Here is a 15,384-nt window from a genome sequence, read left to right on the forward strand (position 1 = left end):
AGTCTCAGGAGAACGTAGGGATGATCTGCGGCAGGTCCGACGTCGTCCTGATCCCCGGTTCGGCCGCACACACGACGGGAATCGCATTCACAGGCCGGTGAGCCGTCAAACCCGGCGTGAAGGCGGCATAGTCTTCCTCGGGCACCGGGAAATGCACGTCGACCAACAAGGGCGTGTCACCCTCGGTCCGAACACGCCAGCCGGAATCGCGCAGCTGCCAGTCATCTTCGATGTCCGTCGTGACGTACCAGTTCGCACGGAAGCGAAGAACTTCGCGGCCTTTGTGCTTGCACGTGATCGTAGTGCGCATGGCACCGACCGTACCGGCCTCAATGACGCCTGCAGCAATCTCAAGCCGATTTCTTGCAGCCGACAGCTCCCCCTGCGCGTCGATTTCGTCGATCGGCAGCCCGATCGCCTCGCCGAGTTGCGACAGCGAGCTGCCGAAGTCCCCCTTCAGATGCTCCGCACGGCGCTGATCGAACGGCGCCATCGGCTGCCCGAAACCCATGATCCGAAACAGCATGTCGGGCGAATTGCGGCTTGAGCAATCCGCGTACTCATCGATGGTAAGCAGGTCGTGGCGCCGCGCTATCGAGAGAAGAGGAACGACGAAAGCCTCGGTGATGAAGCCAGGGCTCGACCCGGTGCTGTAGATCGAGGTGCTTCCAGTGCGGCAGGCTTCTTCCACGCGAGCGCGATTGCCGGCGTCCATCATCGCCGGGTAGTGAAACTCGCCCCGCGTGGTGACGATGTTCTTGCCCGAGGCGAGCAGTGCGCAGACCTCGTCCCAGTCGATCCCCTGGCGCATGTAGAGGACGCAGTCCGCATCAAGCGCGATCAACTCCTGCGCCGAATTGGTTGCTTTCACGCCGACAGGATCGGCACCGCACAACTCACCCGCGTCCTTGCCAGCCTTGGCCTCTGAGCTGACATACAGCCCCACCAGGTCCATGTCGGGGTGCTCGATCACTGCGCGCAGTGCGCGACTTCCGATGTTCCCTGTGGCCCACTGGATGACCCGGTACTTGCGCCGATCCGACATGTCTCTCTCCCTTGCTCTACGCCATGCGCATGAGGCGCCGGAGAGCCATGCCTCCGGCGCCTCATGCCTTAAGTGGAGTACAGCGTACCGGAAAGTACCCGTCTGGTAACGCCGTTCCCGTTTAGAAATTCACGCCGAGTTCGACCCCGTACGTGATCGGCTTGCTCCAGTTCGCGCCCAAGCCGAAGTTGGAATACTGGACCTGCGTCAGGTACCGGCTGTTGGTCACGTTGTCGCCGTAAGCCGCAACGTACCATCTCTCGTTGGGCTCGGTCCATTGCGCACGAAGCGAGAGAGTTTCATAGCCGCCCTGGCGAAACTGGATGCCGGATGGACCGAAGTAGAAGCTCGAAGAATAGGACAGGTTGCCCGAGAGCGAGAATCCGCCGCCACCCAGCTGCGTCGCATACCGTGCGCCAACGAAGCCGGTGAACTCCGGTGTGCGCTGCATGGTGACGTTGTCGAGATCCTGACCCAGAACCAGGAACGATATGCCGTTCGCTGCGCAGGTAGCCTGCACGGCTGGAGGCAACTGCGAGCAAGGCGTATAGATCGGCGCGTTATTGAAGTCCTTGTAACGCGCATGAACCCACGACGCACCGGCCGAAAGGTCCAGGCCCGTAACGGGACGATAACGCAGCGACCCTTCCAGTCCGTAGATCTCAGACTGAGCTGCGTTGACGATGCGCGCAGTCCCCGCCTCATAAATCGAGACCTGCAAGTCCTGGTAATCGTAGTAGAAACCGGCGCCCTCCACGGAGAAGCCGGGCGCCTCATACTTGAAGCCGATTTCATAGGCGTCGACGCTCTCCGGCCTCACCCTTGTGCAGACATAAGGCGGGTTCTGGCAGGAGCCTCCAACGTCCAGGAGCGCAGCCTTGTAACCGCGCGTGAACGAGGCGTAGATGCTGGAACGGCTGCTGGGCTTGTACCGAACGACAAGGCGGGGCGTGAAGCGGTCATCGTTGGCGAACTCGACGGCGCTGGGATCGCAAGCCCCCACATAGACTCGCCCGTTCTCAGAACTGCAGACGGTTCCATCGGGCAAAGTGAACGTGAGTGGCGCGAGGAAACGCGTGTTCCAGTACGGGTCACCGACCTTGTCATAGGCATAGCGAAGGCCCGCCGTGACGAAGAGTTGCGGCGTGACTTCGTAGGTGGCGTCCACGAATGCCGCGTAGCTCTTCACCGTGGTGCTGGAGCCACCGAAACGCAGCCGCTGGTTGGGCCCGTTACCCGCGTTGTCGAGCAACGTGATGTACTGGTCAGTGTTCTCGAAATAGAACAACCCGGCAGTCCACTGCAGGGGCGTTCCTGCCTTGGAGGACAGCAGGAATTCCTGACTCCAGGTCTCATTGTTGTTGGGCAAGCCAAGCTGGAAGCCGAGCGAGGTGGTAGGCGGAATTCCGTACGCAGCGCGCTGGGCCGGCGTCGCGACCTCGACACCTGAGTAATCCAGATCCTGCGAGGCGTTGACCTTCTCGTTTCGGTATTGCGAGTAAGAGGTGAAGTCCGCGAAACCGAGGTCGGCTGTCACCGTCGCCTGCAGGACGTCGGAGTTCGAGCGGAAGAACTCCTGGACAGTTCCGGACGCTATACGGTTCCTGGCGGTAGTATACGTTCCTGGAATGCCCCCGAACGGTGCGCCAAGGCCAATATCGTCGTCCACATATGTCGCGGCCAGCAGCGGTGAGGGGTCGTCGACGCTGCTATGTTTGTAGCGCAACAGGACGCTGACGCTGTCCGTCAATTCGCCCTTCAAGCTGACGCGGCCCGACCAGTTCTCGAACTCGCCCACACGCCGATTTCCGTTGTTGATGTCGCGCTGCCAGCCGTCACCGCGACTGTACAGACCTTCCACGCTTATACCGACGCGGTCGGACACAACGATGTTCGCGATCCCCTCGGCTCGCGCCTCGTTGAAGCGGCCGTAGCGGACTCGCCCTTCGAAGCTGTTGCGCTCTGTATTTGGCTCTCGCGTGGAGACGAGGATCGCGCCGCCCGTGGTGTTCCGGCCGAAAAGCGTCCCCTGCGGCCCCTTCAGCACCTGGATCCCCTCGACGCTGATCAGGTCGAAATCTGCCGCAAGCGGGTTGGGCGAGTAAAAGCCATCGATGTAGATGCCGACGTTGCCGCCGCCGCCAGACGTCGTCACGGCCGTTCCGATGCCGCGGATCGTGGGCTGGAAGAAGCCGCCCGCAAAGTCGAAGCGCAAAGCAGGCGTAATCTTGCCGATGTCCGCCAAGCCTTGGACATTAGCCGTTTCGAGAGTCTCCGTGCTCAAGCTGGTGATTGAGATGGGTACATCGACCTGGGCTTCTGCCCGGCGCTGCGCGGTGACGATGATGATGTCGTCATCGGCTCGCGCAGACGGCCCCGCAACCTCCTGCGCGAACGCGGCACTACTTGCGAGAGTTGTTGCGCCTGCCAGTGCTACCAAAGACGCAGACGCACGTAGTCCTTTCCTGACCATGATATCCTCCCCTAATTGTTTGCCGATATTTTATGTTATTCGGACGGCAAATCCAGCAGCTTTCTGTACACTTGTCAAATGTGCTGAATGGGAGGGTAGCTGTGCTTTTGCGCCAAGCCCTTACGGACCCATGTATCCGATCGTCTCCTGCTTCGGATCGTACGATTCCGCCTTCCAGCGAACCGATCCGAAGGGCCGTTCAAGCCTGCGCGTGACCCGCCGACCACTCCGCCCCCGATTGAAGCTGTCGGCATCCGCCTGGATCTGAAAATCGGCCTGGCTGTAACGATCGCGCATGCGCAAGTAGTCACCCCAAGTCGGGCAATGGTAGCGCTCGGTCCAGATGGCGGGATTCTCGATATCGCGGGCAAGCGACCAGTCGAAGCCGCCGATGCGCTTCCGCACGCGCTGGAGCCTCATCATCGTCGCATAGAACTCACGCGCGCGGTCGGGATCGACGTCGTATTCCACTTCGACAACGATAGGTCCGGAACGCAATGTCAGCCCGAGAGCCGCTTCGGGCTCGTAGCCGATCTCGACAATCGATGTATCGCCATCATCGTTACTGAGCGGCAGAAGAAAGCCTAGCAAGGCCGTCGCTGCAGTCGCAAAGCCGGACGCGATGAACGCCGAGGAGACATCGAACGCACCGGCGAACTCTCCCCAGGCCCAGGCGCCCACACCGATGCCAACCGTAATCGCCGAGGAGTAGAGCGAGAGGGCCCGCGCGGCGACCCAGCGCGGCGCGGAGAGCTGCACGCTCACATTCAGGATGGCCACAGTCAGGATGTTGCAGGCGCCGATTACGAAGAAGGCTGCGCAGGTGAGCACAAGATTGTAGCTCAGCCCAATCACCACGAGAGCCGCGCCCGTGCCGATGGCAAATAGCCGTACCGCCACCTCAGTGGATATCCGCCGTGTGATGTCCGAGACGAACAGCGCTCCCAGCACTGCGCCGACACCTTGTGAACCGAGCAGAATACCGAAGATGGCCGCGTCACCTTGAAGCATGTTCTTGGCGACCAGAGGCGCCAAGGCCACTGCCGTTGCAGTGCTCAGCCCGAAGATCAGAATACGGGTCAGAGCCGTGCGAATACCGGGTGAATGCAGCGCATATCGCGCGCCGCCGATCATCGCCCGGTCGATCCGCTCCGGAGGAAGGCGCGAGGGCATGTGACGCCTTCTCCAAAGGAAAAAGGCGAACAACAAGGGAAGATAAAGGAGGGAAGTCAGGCCAAACACGGCCTTGGCGCCCGCCGCCAGTACGATGACGCCGCCCAAGGCAGGACCGAAGCTGCGCGCCACGTTGTAGCTGATCGTGCCCAGCGCCACGGCCGCCGGCAAGTTCTCTCGGGAGACCTGCTCAGGGATCGAGGCTTGCCAGGAGGGCGAATACAGCGCCACTCCCGCTCCGATCAGAGCGCAGAACAACAGCAAGATCCAGGGCGTGACGAGACCGAAGTACGAGATCGCTGTGAGAGCGGCTGCAGCAATTGAGGCGAAGCCGAGACCCGACATCGCGATCTTGCGACGGTCGAACATGTCGGCGATCGCTCCTGCAGGAAGCGTCACAAACATCAGCGGTACCATCAGGGCCGTCTGAACCAGAGCGACCATCGTAGGCGAGTCGCTCAGCCGAGTCATTTCCCAAGCTGCGCCCACGCCCAGGAACAACTGGCCGAAATTGGACAGCAGGCTTGCGGTCCAGATGCGCCGGAATACCGGCTCGCGCAAAGGGGCGAATGCACCGCCGGGTGCCGCCTGCTCTCCCGCTGCCATGCTTGCCTTCCTCCCTGACTGTCTTCCCGTCTTCACGGGATAATTTCTTCCGTCAAGCTCGCTACCGAGCCTCAGCCAAAAGACAGGGGACCGAGGATGTTGCGCGAACATACTAACCTTTGAAAGCAATCGCCGAGGCGATGCCTAGCCGATTGCATTTTCACCCCCCTCCCCGCATGACCGCGACAACGAACCAAGCGCAGGAGATCCGCCATGGCAGATGCTTACATCATCGATGCCGTCCGCACGCCCAGAGGCATCGGCAAGATGGGCAAAGGCGCACTTTCGCAGATGCATCCGGAGCACCTTGCGGCAACCGTCCTGGCGGCGATCAAGGAACGCAACAACCTCAACACAGCTGACGTTGACGACGTGATCTGGGGCACATCCGGTACAATTGGCCTTCAAGGCGGCGACATCGGCCGCATGGCCGCGCTGGACGCCGGTTACGACGTTCGCGCCAGCGGTGTGAGCCTCAATCGCTTCTGCGGTTCGGGACTTACGGCAACGAACCTTGCTGCGGCCCAGATCATGTCCGGTATGGAAGACCTGGTCGTCGCCGGGGGCTCGGAACAGCTGTCTTACGTCAACCACTTCGGAATGAAGCTGCGTGAAGCAGGACTTAGCTCGGGTGGAATGGGCGTGGGCAATCCACGCCTTCAGGCCAAGCACCCGCAGACAAACCAAGGCGTTGCGGCAGACGCGATTGCCGCCCTGGAAGGCATAACACGCGAGGAACTGGAAGAGCTTGGCGCTGAGAGCCAGCGCCGGGCCGCGATCGCGCTGAAGGAAGATCGCTTCGCGAAGTCGACGATCCCGGTGAAAGATGACGACGGCAATGTCGTTCTCGATCACGAGGAGTACCCCCGTCCTGAGACGACGAAGGAAAGCCTCGCCCAGCTCAAGCCTGCATTCGAAATGTTCTTCAACATGCCGAGTGAGAAGGATGGGCCGACTTACGCCGAGCTCGTCAAAAAGAAATATCCCGACCTCGACTTCAAGCCCATTCATCATGTCGGCATCTCGTCTGGCGTCGTCGACGGAGCAGCGGCGATCCTGCTTGCATCCAAGGACTACGCGGAAAAGCATGGGCTGAAGGCACGCGCTCGCGTCGTCGCGACGGCCAATGTCGGAGACGATCCGACGCTGATGCTGAACGCGCCCGTGCCTGCAGCGCGCAAGGTCTTGGAAAAAGCCGGCCTGACCAAGGATGACATCGACGTCTTCGAGGTCAATGAAGCATTTGCGGTCGTGGTGGAGAAGTTCATCCGGGATCTCGATATTGACCGTTCCAAGGTAAACCCGAACGGCGGCGCGATTGCGCTCGGCCATCCGATCGGAGCGACCGGTGCCATCCTCATCGGCACTGCACTCGACGAACTGGAGCGGACAGGCGGTCGTTATGCGCTGATCACCATGTGTGCGGCAGGCGGCATGGCCCCGGCTATGATTATCGAGAGAGTTTGATGTTGACCAACGAGACGCCACCGGCCGATGGGAGCGCAGACGCGGAAGGGCACACATCCGGCGGGCCCTGTTCCGTCCCTCCCTCTGAGACTCGGCGGCACATTGGCCTGCGCTTCACCGTCCTAGCCCGCCTGCTGCGCAACAACTTCGATCGTGAAGTGATCAGCCTGAACGTCACACGCTCGCAGTGGGCGATGATAGCGGTCGTGTCTCGTGCGCCAGGCGCCACCCAGCGCACAATCGCCGAGGCACTGGAGATGTCGGAGGCGAGCGCTGGACGCCTGATAGACCGCCTTTGTGCAGAAGGATTGCTTGAGCGCAGGGATCGTGCGGACGACCGACGGGCACGGGCTGTTTATCTTACGCCTGCAGCTGAGCCGCTGCTAGAGAAGCTCGCATCGATTGCCCGCGAAAGCGAGCAGCGCATGTTCAAGGGCTTTAGCGACGACGAACTCTCCGCCTTGGGCGATTATCTCGACCGCATCTATGATAATGTCAGCCGAGGCTGATTGAGAACGCATCTAGAGCGTTTCCACTATGAGCGGAGACGCTCTAGATCTTCGATGCCGCATTTTCCGAGCCATTGACCCTAAACGGTCAACTTGAAAATGCTCTAGCACAGCGGATACGCCTCCGCGTGTGCCGCAAACAAAAAGGGCGGTGCGCAAGCACCGCCCTCTTCTGTTTTGGGAACCTTCGACCAAATTACTTGGCGGAAGCGATTTCCTTCTTCGTCAGCGAGGTGGTGACCTTGCCGCCCACTTCGCTGATGGTCGACGCCGGCACAGTGACCAGGCGGCCGTTCAGGATCACCTGGGGGTTACCCTCGGCGTTGACGCGGTAGATCGGTGCTACGCGGTAACCAGCGCCGCTGTAGAGCATCATGCCAGGGTTCAGCTGAACCGAAGCCTCTTCGGTGACTTCACGAACCGACTGGGTGGTCTCAGCGAAAGCAGCAGGAACGGAGAGGGTCGCAACGGTGGCGACGGCGGCGAGAGCTACGAACTTCTTCATGATCTGTTACTCCGACATTGCCGGATCGATCCGGCCTGAGGTGGTTTGCTTGCCTTACTAACCTAGGTTAGGGATGCAAGCCGCGCAAGTCAATTGCAAATGCTGCAAGTGCGAAGTAGAATTCCTCAATCGCCTCTCAAGCCTCCAGAACAGTGGGCTGGCAAGCTTTTGCCACTGCACACAGCCCCTGCAGGAGACCCGGCACTTGCGTAGATCATCGTGGCGACGATGGTCTGCGCGGTTGATCCGCCAGGGGAATACGAGCAAACCGGCGGCAGCGGCCTGTAGCAGCAGCTCGGCCAACAGAATCAGCAGGGATGAGCAGGACTATGGCGACAAAGGTGATGCAGGGCGTGCGGGTGCTGGAAGTTGCCCAATTCACTTTCACTCCCGCAGCCGGAGCAGTCCTCGCCGACTGGGGCGCGGACGTCATCAAGATCGAGCATCCGGTGCGCGGCGATACCCAGCGCGGCTTCCTTAACATGGGCGGCGTGAAGCTTGATCCGCTTCGGCACACGCTCATCGAACATCCGAATCGCGGCAAGCGCAGCGTCGGCATCGATCTGGGAACGCCTGAAGGGCAAGAACTGCTCTATGAACTGGCAAAGCAGTGCGACGTGTTCCTGACGAACTTCCTTCCCCAAGTGCGCCAGAAGAACAAGTTCGACGTGGAGCACATCCGGGCAGCCAACCCGAACATCATCTACGCACGGGGTTCGGCTCTGGGCAACAAAGGACCTGAACGAGAAGTCGGCGGCTTTGACGGCACAGTCTTCTGGTCGCGCAGCGGCATTGCAAAGGCAATGACGCCAGAGGAACTGGAAGGTCCCCTCTCGCAAGGCATCCCGGCTTTCGGCGACTCGATCGGCGGCATGTTCATTGCAGGCGGCATCTCGGCGGCTCTGTATCACAGGGAAAAGACCGGCGAGGCCACCGAAGTGGACGTGTCTCTCATGAGCACGGCATGGTGGGCATCGGGCGCGCTGATCTCGCAAGTGATGGAGACGGGCGTGCTGTCCGGCAATTCCATGCCAAAGTCGGGCGGTTCACCGGTCAACCCGTTCATGGGCAACTATCGCTGCTCGGACGGCGGAACGATCAATCTCTGCACGATCAGCCCAACCGGCCACATCCGCAGCCTCTTCGAGCATCTGGGCATACCCGAAGCAGCTGACGATCCGCGTTTCTCCGAACCGCGCGCCCTCTTCGACAACGCAGACGCTGCAAGTGCGCTGATGGTCGAAGCTTTCGCGAAGCACCCGTTCGACTATTGGCGCCAGCACCTCAAGACGTACTCCGGGCAGTGGGCTCCGATCCAGACTTTCCGTGATCTGCTGACCGACGAGCAGGCGGTCGCCAACGACATGATCATCGAGGTCGAAGGCGCTGACGGGGGAGAGCCGCTGAAGCTCGTGCGCGGCCCGGTGCAGTTCAACGGCGAAAAGCTTGAGACCACCCGCGCCCCGCAGGCGTCCGAGCACACAGAGATCGTGCTCATGGAAATGGGCATCGAGTGGGACAAGATCGAAGAGCTCAAGGCCAAAGGCGCGATCGCCTGAAGTCGAGAGACTGGGAGGCTTTGGCTGCATGAAGCAGGTGATGAAAGGCATCAAGGTCCTGGAAGTGGCCCAGTATGTCTTCGTCCCTGCGGCGGGCGCAGTTCTCGCCGAGCGGGGGTGCCGACGTCATCAAGGTGGAGCACCCCGTCCGCAGCGATCCGCAGAGGGGAATGCTCTCAGTCGGCGGCGTGCAGCTCGATCCGGTAGCCAGTCTCATGATTGAGCATCCGAACCGCGGCAAACGGTCCATCGGCATTGACCTTGCAACGTCAGAAGGACGCGACCTGCTTTACGAGCTGCCTCGAAACGCTGACGTTTTCATGACCAACTACCTGCCATCAGTGCGGCAGAACCTGCAGATCGGTGTCGAGCGTATCCGCGGGGTCAACCCGGACATCATCGATGCGCGCGGATCGGGTTTCGGAGGCAAGGGACCTAACCGCGACCGAGGCGGCTTCGATGCCATCGCGTTCTGGATACACTCTGGCGTTGCTCACGCCCTGACACCGCAGGACTTCGAAGTTCCCCTCACCGTGGGCATCGGCGGCATGGGGGATTCCCAGAGATGATCCTGCTGGAACTCGGCCTTGAATGGGACGACATCGAGCGCCTAAAGGCGAACAAAGCTATTGCCTGACAAGGCCACTACAACGAGGACGATATCATGAAGCCCGGAACCCGACTGAAAAGTGCTACCTGTGATACCGAAGTGATGGTCATCCGCACAGGCGGCGGCACCATCGAGTGCGGCGGTGCACCGATGGCAGAAGCCAAGCCCGCCGAAGCGCAGCCTCTTGCGGCAGACTTCTCGGCCGGCACCCTGATGGGCAAGCGCTACGTCGACGCTGATGGCAAGTACGAACTGCTTTGCGTCAAGCCCGGCAAGGGCTCGCTCTCGGTCGATGGTGTGGCGCTCGTCGTGAAGGACGCCAAGCCACTTCCCGCCTCCGACTAAACAACGAACCACTCCGCTCAACCGGCTCAGCCACTCCAAGGCCTTCGACACACACGATGAACATTGCTCTTCTTCTCGAGATGGCGGCCGAAGCCGCACCCGATCGCGTCGGCCTGGTCTGCGACGGCAAGCGGTGGACCTATGGGGACTTGCTGGCCGCCGCGCGCGGCGCGTTCGAGCTTATCGTAGAGAGCGATGCGCAGTACGTCGCGCTGCTTGATGAGAGCAGCGAGGCGGCGCTGATCGCGGTGTTCGGTGCAGCCTTGGCGGGAGTGCCCTATTGCCCGCTCAACTATCGCCTGCCGGACGCCGACCTCGCAGCGTTGCTCGGGCGTATCGCGCCAGCGCTGGTGATCGGTGATGAGGAGCGTGTGATTCGCATCGCTGGCGATCAGGGTCACACGATCCTCTCGCGAGAGGAGTTCACGATCAAAGTGCAGGAGGTCGTTCCTGCCGACAGTTCGCGTGAATACGATCCCGGCGAAGGCGTCGCCATTCAACTTTTCACCAGTGGCACGACGGCAGCGCCGAAGGCAGCGATCCTGCGCCACTCGAACTTGCTGGGCTACATTCTGGGCACTGTCGAGTTCGCGTCCGCGGACGAAGAGGATGCGGCGCTTGTCGTAGTGCCGCCCTATCACATCGCGGGCATTTCGGCTCTGCTCTCCTCGATCTACGCACAGCGCAAGATCGTCATGCTGCCCAACTTCACGCCCGAGAACTGGCTCAAGCTCGTGACCGATGAGCGCATTTCCAACGCGTTTGTCGTCCCGACCATGCTCGCGCGCATCGTAGATGCCATGGAGAAGGGCGCCGCTGCCGAGGTGTCGAGCCTGCGCGCCGTGGCTTACGGCGGCGGCAAAATGCCTCTGGAGGTGATTCATAAAGCGCTGGAGCTGTTTCCCACGAGCGGCTTCACCAATGCTTATGGCCTCACGGAAACCAGTTCGACCATCGCGCTCCTCGGCCCTGACGAACATCGGGCAGCTCTCGCTTCTTCCGACCCCAAGGTGCGCGCTCGCCTGACTTCGGTCGGCAAGCCGATCCCGACGGTCGAGATCGAGATCCGGGGCGAAGACGGCAGCGTGCTGCCTGTTGGCCAGGCTGGCGAGATCTACGTGCGCGGCGAGCAGGTTTCGGGCGAGTACAAGGAGAAGAGCGCACTCGACGCGCAGGGCTGGTTCCCGACGCGCGATGCCGGGTACATGGATGAGGAGGGATATCTCTTCCTTTCCGGCCGTGCAGACGACGTGATTGTGCGCGGCGGTGAGAACATGTCGCCGGGCGAGATCGAGGATGTCCTGCTCACCCACCCGGCCGTCGCCGATGCATGCGCCTGTGCGGTGCCATCGATCGAGTGGGGTGAGGCAGTAGGCATAGCCGTCGTCACGCGCGAGGGGCATGCACAACCCACTGAGGACGAGCTCAAGGAGCTTGTTCGCGGCCGCCTGCGTTCTAGCCGCGTGCCTGAGAAAGTCGCCTATGTGGCTGAGCTACCCTACAACGAGATGGGCAAACTTCTGCGCCGCAAGGTGAAGGAAATCCTTGCCGACTGAGGACCAGCCCGGCGCTCCCGCGATTCCGCTCGCAAGGTGGGCGGATCGTCGCCTTGCACACCTTGCCGCGGAGTCCGGCAGTCAGAAGCTCGCTGCGCTCGATGGAGCGACCCTTCTTGGGGAGCGCGCATCCCATGGCGGATACCGTATCAACGGCCGTGTCTCGGCAGGGCTTGGCGGCAGTCGCCTGATGCAGACTCGCGATAACGGCTGGTTCGCGCTGACGCTGATCCGGACCGAAGATCGCGATCTGCTCCCCGCGCTCTTTCAGGACGCCGACCTCGACATCGACGACAACGACGCAATCGCGCGCGCCGCAAGGCTGCACGACTGCGCGGAATTGGTAAAGCGCGGCCGCGACCTCGGTTTGCCGGTCGCTTCTGCGGATGAAACGCCGGTGTGCCGCCCGGTGGAAGTGCTTGTTCGCGGAGCGGTGCGGCATCGAGATCCGGGCCATCGCCTGCTGGTTGTGGACCTCTCCGCCATCTGGGCGGGCCCGCTAGCCGGACATCTGTTCTGGCTTGTCGGCGCCGAGGTTGTGAAGGTGGAGAGCCTTAGCCGCCCCGATCTGATCCGCCGCGACGATCCTGCGACCTTCGACCTGATCAATCAGGGCAAGGCGAACATCGTCGTTGATTTCGCCGATCCAACCCAGAAAGCCAAGCTGATCGACCTGATCCGCCGGGCTGATGTGGTGATCGAGTCGTCACGGCCTCGCGCTCTCAGACACCTGGGGATCGATGCAGAGGCGCTCGTACCCGAGCAGCCTGGACTAGTGTGGCTGTCGGTAACGGGGCACGGCGCGCGCGATGAGGCTGCAAACTGGACGGGAATCGGCAACGATTGTGCGGTTGCCGGAGGCCTAAGCCGTGCAATGGCAGACGTGACGGGCGAGATCGGCTATGTTGGCGATGCGATCGCGGATCCGTTAACCGGCATCACAACCGCTCTAGAGGGCTGGCGCGCACTTGCGACAGGAGAGGCGAGGCGAATAGGCCTCTCGATGAGCGCCATTGTTGCATCTGCCATCGCCGAAGAGCGCTTGTTCAACGAAGAGGCCCTCACCCGCGAGTTGCGCAACTGGGGCGCTGCACAAGGCAAGCTCTTCCCCGCGGTGCGCCGCCGTCCACTCCTCGCTCCAGTCCGCGAGATTGGCGCGGACAACGCTCGCTATCTCTCATGCTGATCCGAGGCGCTGACATCTATGGCAACGGGTACAGCGATCTACGCATCAGCAACGGCGTAGTAGCGGCCATCGGACAATTGGAATCGCAAGCTGGGGAACGCGTGATCGAAGCGCGCGGCGGTGCCCTCCTTCCCGGGCTCCACGATCATCATATCCATCTAGCCGCGCTCGCCGCAAAGGCCTCTTCGGTCGCCTGCGGCCCGCCTGCCGTGAACAACGCAGCCGAGCTGGAGGAAGCGCTCCTTGCTGCTCCGGGCAAGGGATGGCTGCGCGGCATCGGTTATCATGAAAGCGTAATGGACGGGCTGCCGGACGCGGCCGCGCTGGACGCGATAGCCCCCCACCGGCCCTTGCGCATTCAACACCGTTCGGGTCGCATGTGGCTGCTCAACACCATGGCGATGGAGGCGTTGATTGCCGCTGCGCCACCTCCAGCGGGAATGGAGCGCCTTGGCAGCGGCTTCACAGGCCGCCTCTTCGACGAAGATGGCTGGCTTCAGGAAGCACTTGGCAGCACGCCACCGGACTTCGGCGTGGCAAGCGCCGCCTTGGTTCGTTTCGGGATTACAGGCTTCACAGACATGTCTGTGCGTAACGATCCGGTGATCGCAGCGCACTTTGCAGCGCAGCGTCGTGCCGGAGCCTTGCGCCAACGGTGCATACTGGCGGGATCGCTGGCACTCGCCAACGCCCCAGATGACACTTGGCACCTCGGTCCTGCGAAGCTGCACCTTCATGAGGCGAACTTGCCGCCTTTCGAGGATGCGGTTCGCTTTATTGAAGCCGCGCACGAACAAGGGCGCCCGGTTGCCGTCCACTGTGTGAGCGAGGTCGAGTTGGTGTTTGCCCTCGCAGCCTTGGCAGAAGCCGGGACCAGACCCGGCGATCGGATCGAGCATGTCTCTGTCGCTTCGCTCAAGCTCGTCGAGCAGATGGCGCAGCTTGGCCTGTCCGGCTGTGTGCAGCCACAGTTCGTTGCCGAACGCGGCGATCGCTACCTTCTGGATGTCGAGGCTCGCCACCAGGGTGATCTATATCGCCTGCATTCCCTCACAAGCTTTGGTATACCCATAGCAGGAGGCAGCGATGCCCCTTACGGCAGCGCGGACCCTTGGCTGGCGATGGCCGCCGCTGTTTCCCGGCGAACCTCCAGCGGCGCCGTCGTTGGGGCGGACGAAGCGATAGGCCCGGACGAGGCGCTGCGGCTCTACCTTTCCGATCCGCTGGATTTCACTCGCAGCCGCTCCATCAGCGTGGGCGCGCCGGCTGACCTGTGCCTTCTTGCTCGCCCCTGGGCAAAGGCGCGCGTTCAACTGAGCTCAGATCATGTGGTCGCCACTCTGGTCGCAGGTGAAGTCGTTCACCACCGTGTCGATGAGTCCCCAATCATGAGCCACACGGGCACTGATGCGACGTCCACTCAGCACCATTAGCGCGGTGCGCTGTCGACCGATCCGGCGCGGCAAGGAGACGCAGCCGCCCGCGCCAGGGATGATCCCCATCGAGAGCTCCGGCAGCTGAAACCAGGAGCGGCGACTGGCAACAATCCTGTGGGAGAATGCAGCCAGTTCGAGGCCGGCACCGACGCAGGCGCCGTCGATCCGCGCCTCCAACCTGTCCGCACATTCGATAGCCGCCAGAGCCGGAAGCGTGAGACTGCGAATGCCGTGCGCCGTCGCAGGATCGCACGTAGTCCCGAACTCCTCAAGATCAGCACCAAGACTGAACGCCTTCCCGGCTCCGGACAGGCGGATGCACTCAATATCCCGATCGAGAGCCGCCATGGAGAGTGCCGCGAACAATCCGTCGCGCATGGCGCAGTCGATAGCGTTGCCCGTCGCAGCGCAATCCAGCGTCACCTCCAGAACATGATCCCTGCGATGCGCCTGCACTGCTCCAGGTGCGCTGACGGCGCGCGGCTTCCGACGCGCCAGCCAAGCCGCATGCTCCGCGCTGCCTTGGAGCATGGCATATGCCATCGATTCGACCGTCAGCGCCCGAACCGGCTCCAGCCCCCCCGTCGTGCGCAGGACCTGCACCAGCGTTGCCGCAGCATGGGGATGCGCGAGTATATTCCGGACTATGGTGTCGATCTCGGACATCTGGTCCACAACAAGATCGAAGGCCGCGGCGCGTGGATGCGCGCTCGGACCTATGCCGATGACAGGACACGGCGGCAGTCTTAGCTCCATCTCGTGCCCGGCCGTCTCAAGGGGTACGATGGCGGCAGGCCCTCGCCACGGCTCTTCTATCACGGAGAGGCGTGTTGCCGGAACAGTCAGCGCGGTGATGTTCATTCCCCACCCTCGCCCAGCGCATTGGGACTGTCACGCGCTTTCCGGGAGACGGG

The 15,384-nt window shown here is 62.0% G+C and carries 13 protein-coding genes; 8 read left to right on the plus strand and 5 right to left on the minus strand.

The features are described 5' to 3' along the window. Positions 1–4: 4 nt before the first annotated feature. The 3 genes from ABUH87_RS03935 to ABUH87_RS03945 all read right to left on the minus strand — a co-directional run bounded on the left by ABUH87_RS03935 (position 5) and on the right by ABUH87_RS03945 (position 5,297). A complete protein-coding gene (locus ABUH87_RS03935; protein WP_367769830.1) occupies positions 5–1,045 on the minus strand; it encodes an NAD(P)H-dependent amine dehydrogenase family protein in 1,041 nt (346 codons plus the stop codon). 121 nt (positions 1,046–1,166) lie between these two features. Continuing rightward, positions 1,167–3,518, minus strand: coding sequence for a TonB-dependent receptor domain-containing protein (locus tag ABUH87_RS03940; RefSeq protein ID WP_367769834.1), 2,352 nt, complete (start codon positions 3,516–3,518; stop codon positions 1,167–1,169). Positions 3,519–3,638: 120 nt separating this feature from the next. After that, complete coding sequence (locus ABUH87_RS03945) at positions 3,639–5,297, minus strand: MFS transporter (RefSeq protein WP_367769838.1); 1,659 nt, start codon at positions 5,295–5,297, stop codon at positions 3,639–3,641. A gap of 213 nt (positions 5,298–5,510) precedes the next feature. Here ABUH87_RS03945 and ABUH87_RS03950 point away from each other — a divergent pair, with 213 nt between their 5' ends. Together ABUH87_RS03950 and ABUH87_RS03955 are read left to right on the plus strand one after the other, a co-directional pair. Further along, positions 5,511–6,764 (plus strand): acetyl-CoA C-acetyltransferase, encoded by a 1,254-nt coding sequence (locus ABUH87_RS03950; protein ID WP_367769841.1) that lies wholly within the window; start codon positions 5,511–5,513, stop codon positions 6,762–6,764. After that, a complete protein-coding gene (locus ABUH87_RS03955) occupies positions 6,764–7,273 on the plus strand; it encodes a MarR family winged helix-turn-helix transcriptional regulator (RefSeq protein ID WP_367769844.1) in 510 nt (169 codons plus the stop codon). The genes ABUH87_RS03950 and ABUH87_RS03955 overlap by 1 nt, the downstream gene beginning before the upstream one ends. 196 nt (positions 7,274–7,469) lie before the next feature. Here ABUH87_RS03955 and ABUH87_RS03960 read toward each other — a convergent pair whose 3' ends face one another. After that, positions 7,470–7,778: a hypothetical protein gene (locus tag ABUH87_RS03960; RefSeq protein WP_367769847.1), complete on the minus strand. Its 309-nt coding sequence runs from the start codon at positions 7,776–7,778 to the stop codon at positions 7,470–7,472. Between the two features lie 317 nt (positions 7,779–8,095). On the opposite strand from ABUH87_RS03960, the gene ABUH87_RS03965 reads away from it, so the two are divergent. From ABUH87_RS03965 to ABUH87_RS03990, 6 genes are all read left to right on the plus strand, one after another. Further along, on the plus strand, positions 8,096–9,337 hold the full coding sequence (locus ABUH87_RS03965) for a CaiB/BaiF CoA transferase family protein (protein WP_367769851.1): 1,242 nt from the start codon (positions 8,096–8,098) through the stop codon (positions 9,335–9,337). Positions 9,338–9,411: 74 nt separating this feature from the next. Next, entirely contained in the window at positions 9,412–9,906 is a 495-nt protein-coding gene (locus tag ABUH87_RS03970; RefSeq protein WP_367769854.1) for a CoA transferase, read from the plus strand. Positions 9,907–10,001: 95 nt separating this feature from the next. Next, positions 10,002–10,292, plus strand: coding sequence for a hypothetical protein (locus tag ABUH87_RS03975; protein WP_367769857.1), 291 nt, complete (start codon positions 10,002–10,004; stop codon positions 10,290–10,292). 56 nt (positions 10,293–10,348) lie between these two features. Further along, the gene (locus ABUH87_RS03980) at positions 10,349–11,848 is read left to right on the plus strand and encodes a class I adenylate-forming enzyme family protein (RefSeq protein WP_367769860.1); all 1,500 of its coding nucleotides are present in this window, start codon (positions 10,349–10,351) and stop codon (positions 11,846–11,848) included. Beyond that, positions 11,838–13,034 (plus strand): CoA transferase, encoded by a 1,197-nt coding sequence (locus tag ABUH87_RS03985; protein ID WP_367769863.1) that lies wholly within the window; start codon positions 11,838–11,840, stop codon positions 13,032–13,034. Before ABUH87_RS03980 ends, ABUH87_RS03985 begins: the two co-directional genes overlap by 11 nt. Beyond that, positions 13,028–14,467 carry an amidohydrolase family protein gene (locus tag ABUH87_RS03990; RefSeq protein WP_367769866.1) on the plus strand — a complete coding sequence of 480 codons (1,440 nt, stop codon included), beginning with the start codon at positions 13,028–13,030 and terminating at the stop codon, positions 14,465–14,467. Before ABUH87_RS03985 ends, ABUH87_RS03990 begins: the two co-directional genes overlap by 7 nt. On the opposite strand, the gene ABUH87_RS03995 is transcribed toward ABUH87_RS03990, so the two are convergent. Continuing rightward, positions 14,354–15,331: an enoyl-CoA hydratase/isomerase family protein gene (locus ABUH87_RS03995; RefSeq protein ID WP_367769869.1), complete on the minus strand. Its 978-nt coding sequence runs from the start codon at positions 15,329–15,331 to the stop codon at positions 14,354–14,356. The genes ABUH87_RS03990 and ABUH87_RS03995 overlap by 114 nt on opposite strands. Positions 15,332–15,384: the final 53 nt, after the last annotated feature.

The organism is Novosphingobium rhizovicinum (genome assembly GCF_040813635.1).
In the GTDB taxonomy this organism is placed as follows: Bacteria; Pseudomonadota; Alphaproteobacteria; order Sphingomonadales; family Sphingomonadaceae; genus Novosphingobium; species Novosphingobium rhizovicinum.

Excerpts from the sequence above, each read along its gene's own strand:
- ABUH87_RS03940 (WP_367769834.1), bottom strand. The coding sequence starts at position 3,518 with ATGGTCAGGAAAGGACTACGTGCGTCTGCGTCTTTGGTAGCACTGGCA.
- ABUH87_RS03975 (WP_367769857.1), top strand. The coding sequence starts at position 10,002 with ATGAAGCCCGGAACCCGACTGAAAAGTGCTACCTGTGATACCGAAGTG.
- ABUH87_RS03945 (WP_367769838.1), bottom strand. The coding sequence starts at position 5,297 with ATGGCAGCGGGAGAGCAGGCGGCACCCGGCGGTGCATTCGCCCCTTTG.
- ABUH87_RS03935 (WP_367769830.1), bottom strand. The coding sequence starts at position 1,045 with ATGTCGGATCGGCGCAAGTACCGGGTCATCCAGTGGGCCACAGGGAAC.
- ABUH87_RS03980 (WP_367769860.1), top strand. The coding sequence starts at position 10,349 with ATGAACATTGCTCTTCTTCTCGAGATGGCGGCCGAAGCCGCACCCGAT.
- ABUH87_RS03955 (WP_367769844.1), top strand. The coding sequence starts at position 6,764 with ATGTTGACCAACGAGACGCCACCGGCCGATGGGAGCGCAGACGCGGAA.
- ABUH87_RS03965 (WP_367769851.1), top strand. The coding sequence starts at position 8,096 with ATGAGCAGGACTATGGCGACAAAGGTGATGCAGGGCGTGCGGGTGCTG.
- ABUH87_RS03990 (WP_367769866.1), top strand. The coding sequence starts at position 13,028 with ATGCTGATCCGAGGCGCTGACATCTATGGCAACGGGTACAGCGATCTA.
- ABUH87_RS03995 (WP_367769869.1), bottom strand. The coding sequence starts at position 15,331 with ATGAACATCACCGCGCTGACTGTTCCGGCAACACGCCTCTCCGTGATA.
- ABUH87_RS03970 (WP_367769854.1), top strand. The coding sequence starts at position 9,412 with ATGTCTTCGTCCCTGCGGCGGGCGCAGTTCTCGCCGAGCGGGGGTGCC.
- ABUH87_RS03960 (WP_367769847.1), bottom strand. The coding sequence starts at position 7,778 with ATGAAGAAGTTCGTAGCTCTCGCCGCCGTCGCCACCGTTGCGACCCTC.
- ABUH87_RS03950 (WP_367769841.1), top strand. The coding sequence starts at position 5,511 with ATGGCAGATGCTTACATCATCGATGCCGTCCGCACGCCCAGAGGCATC.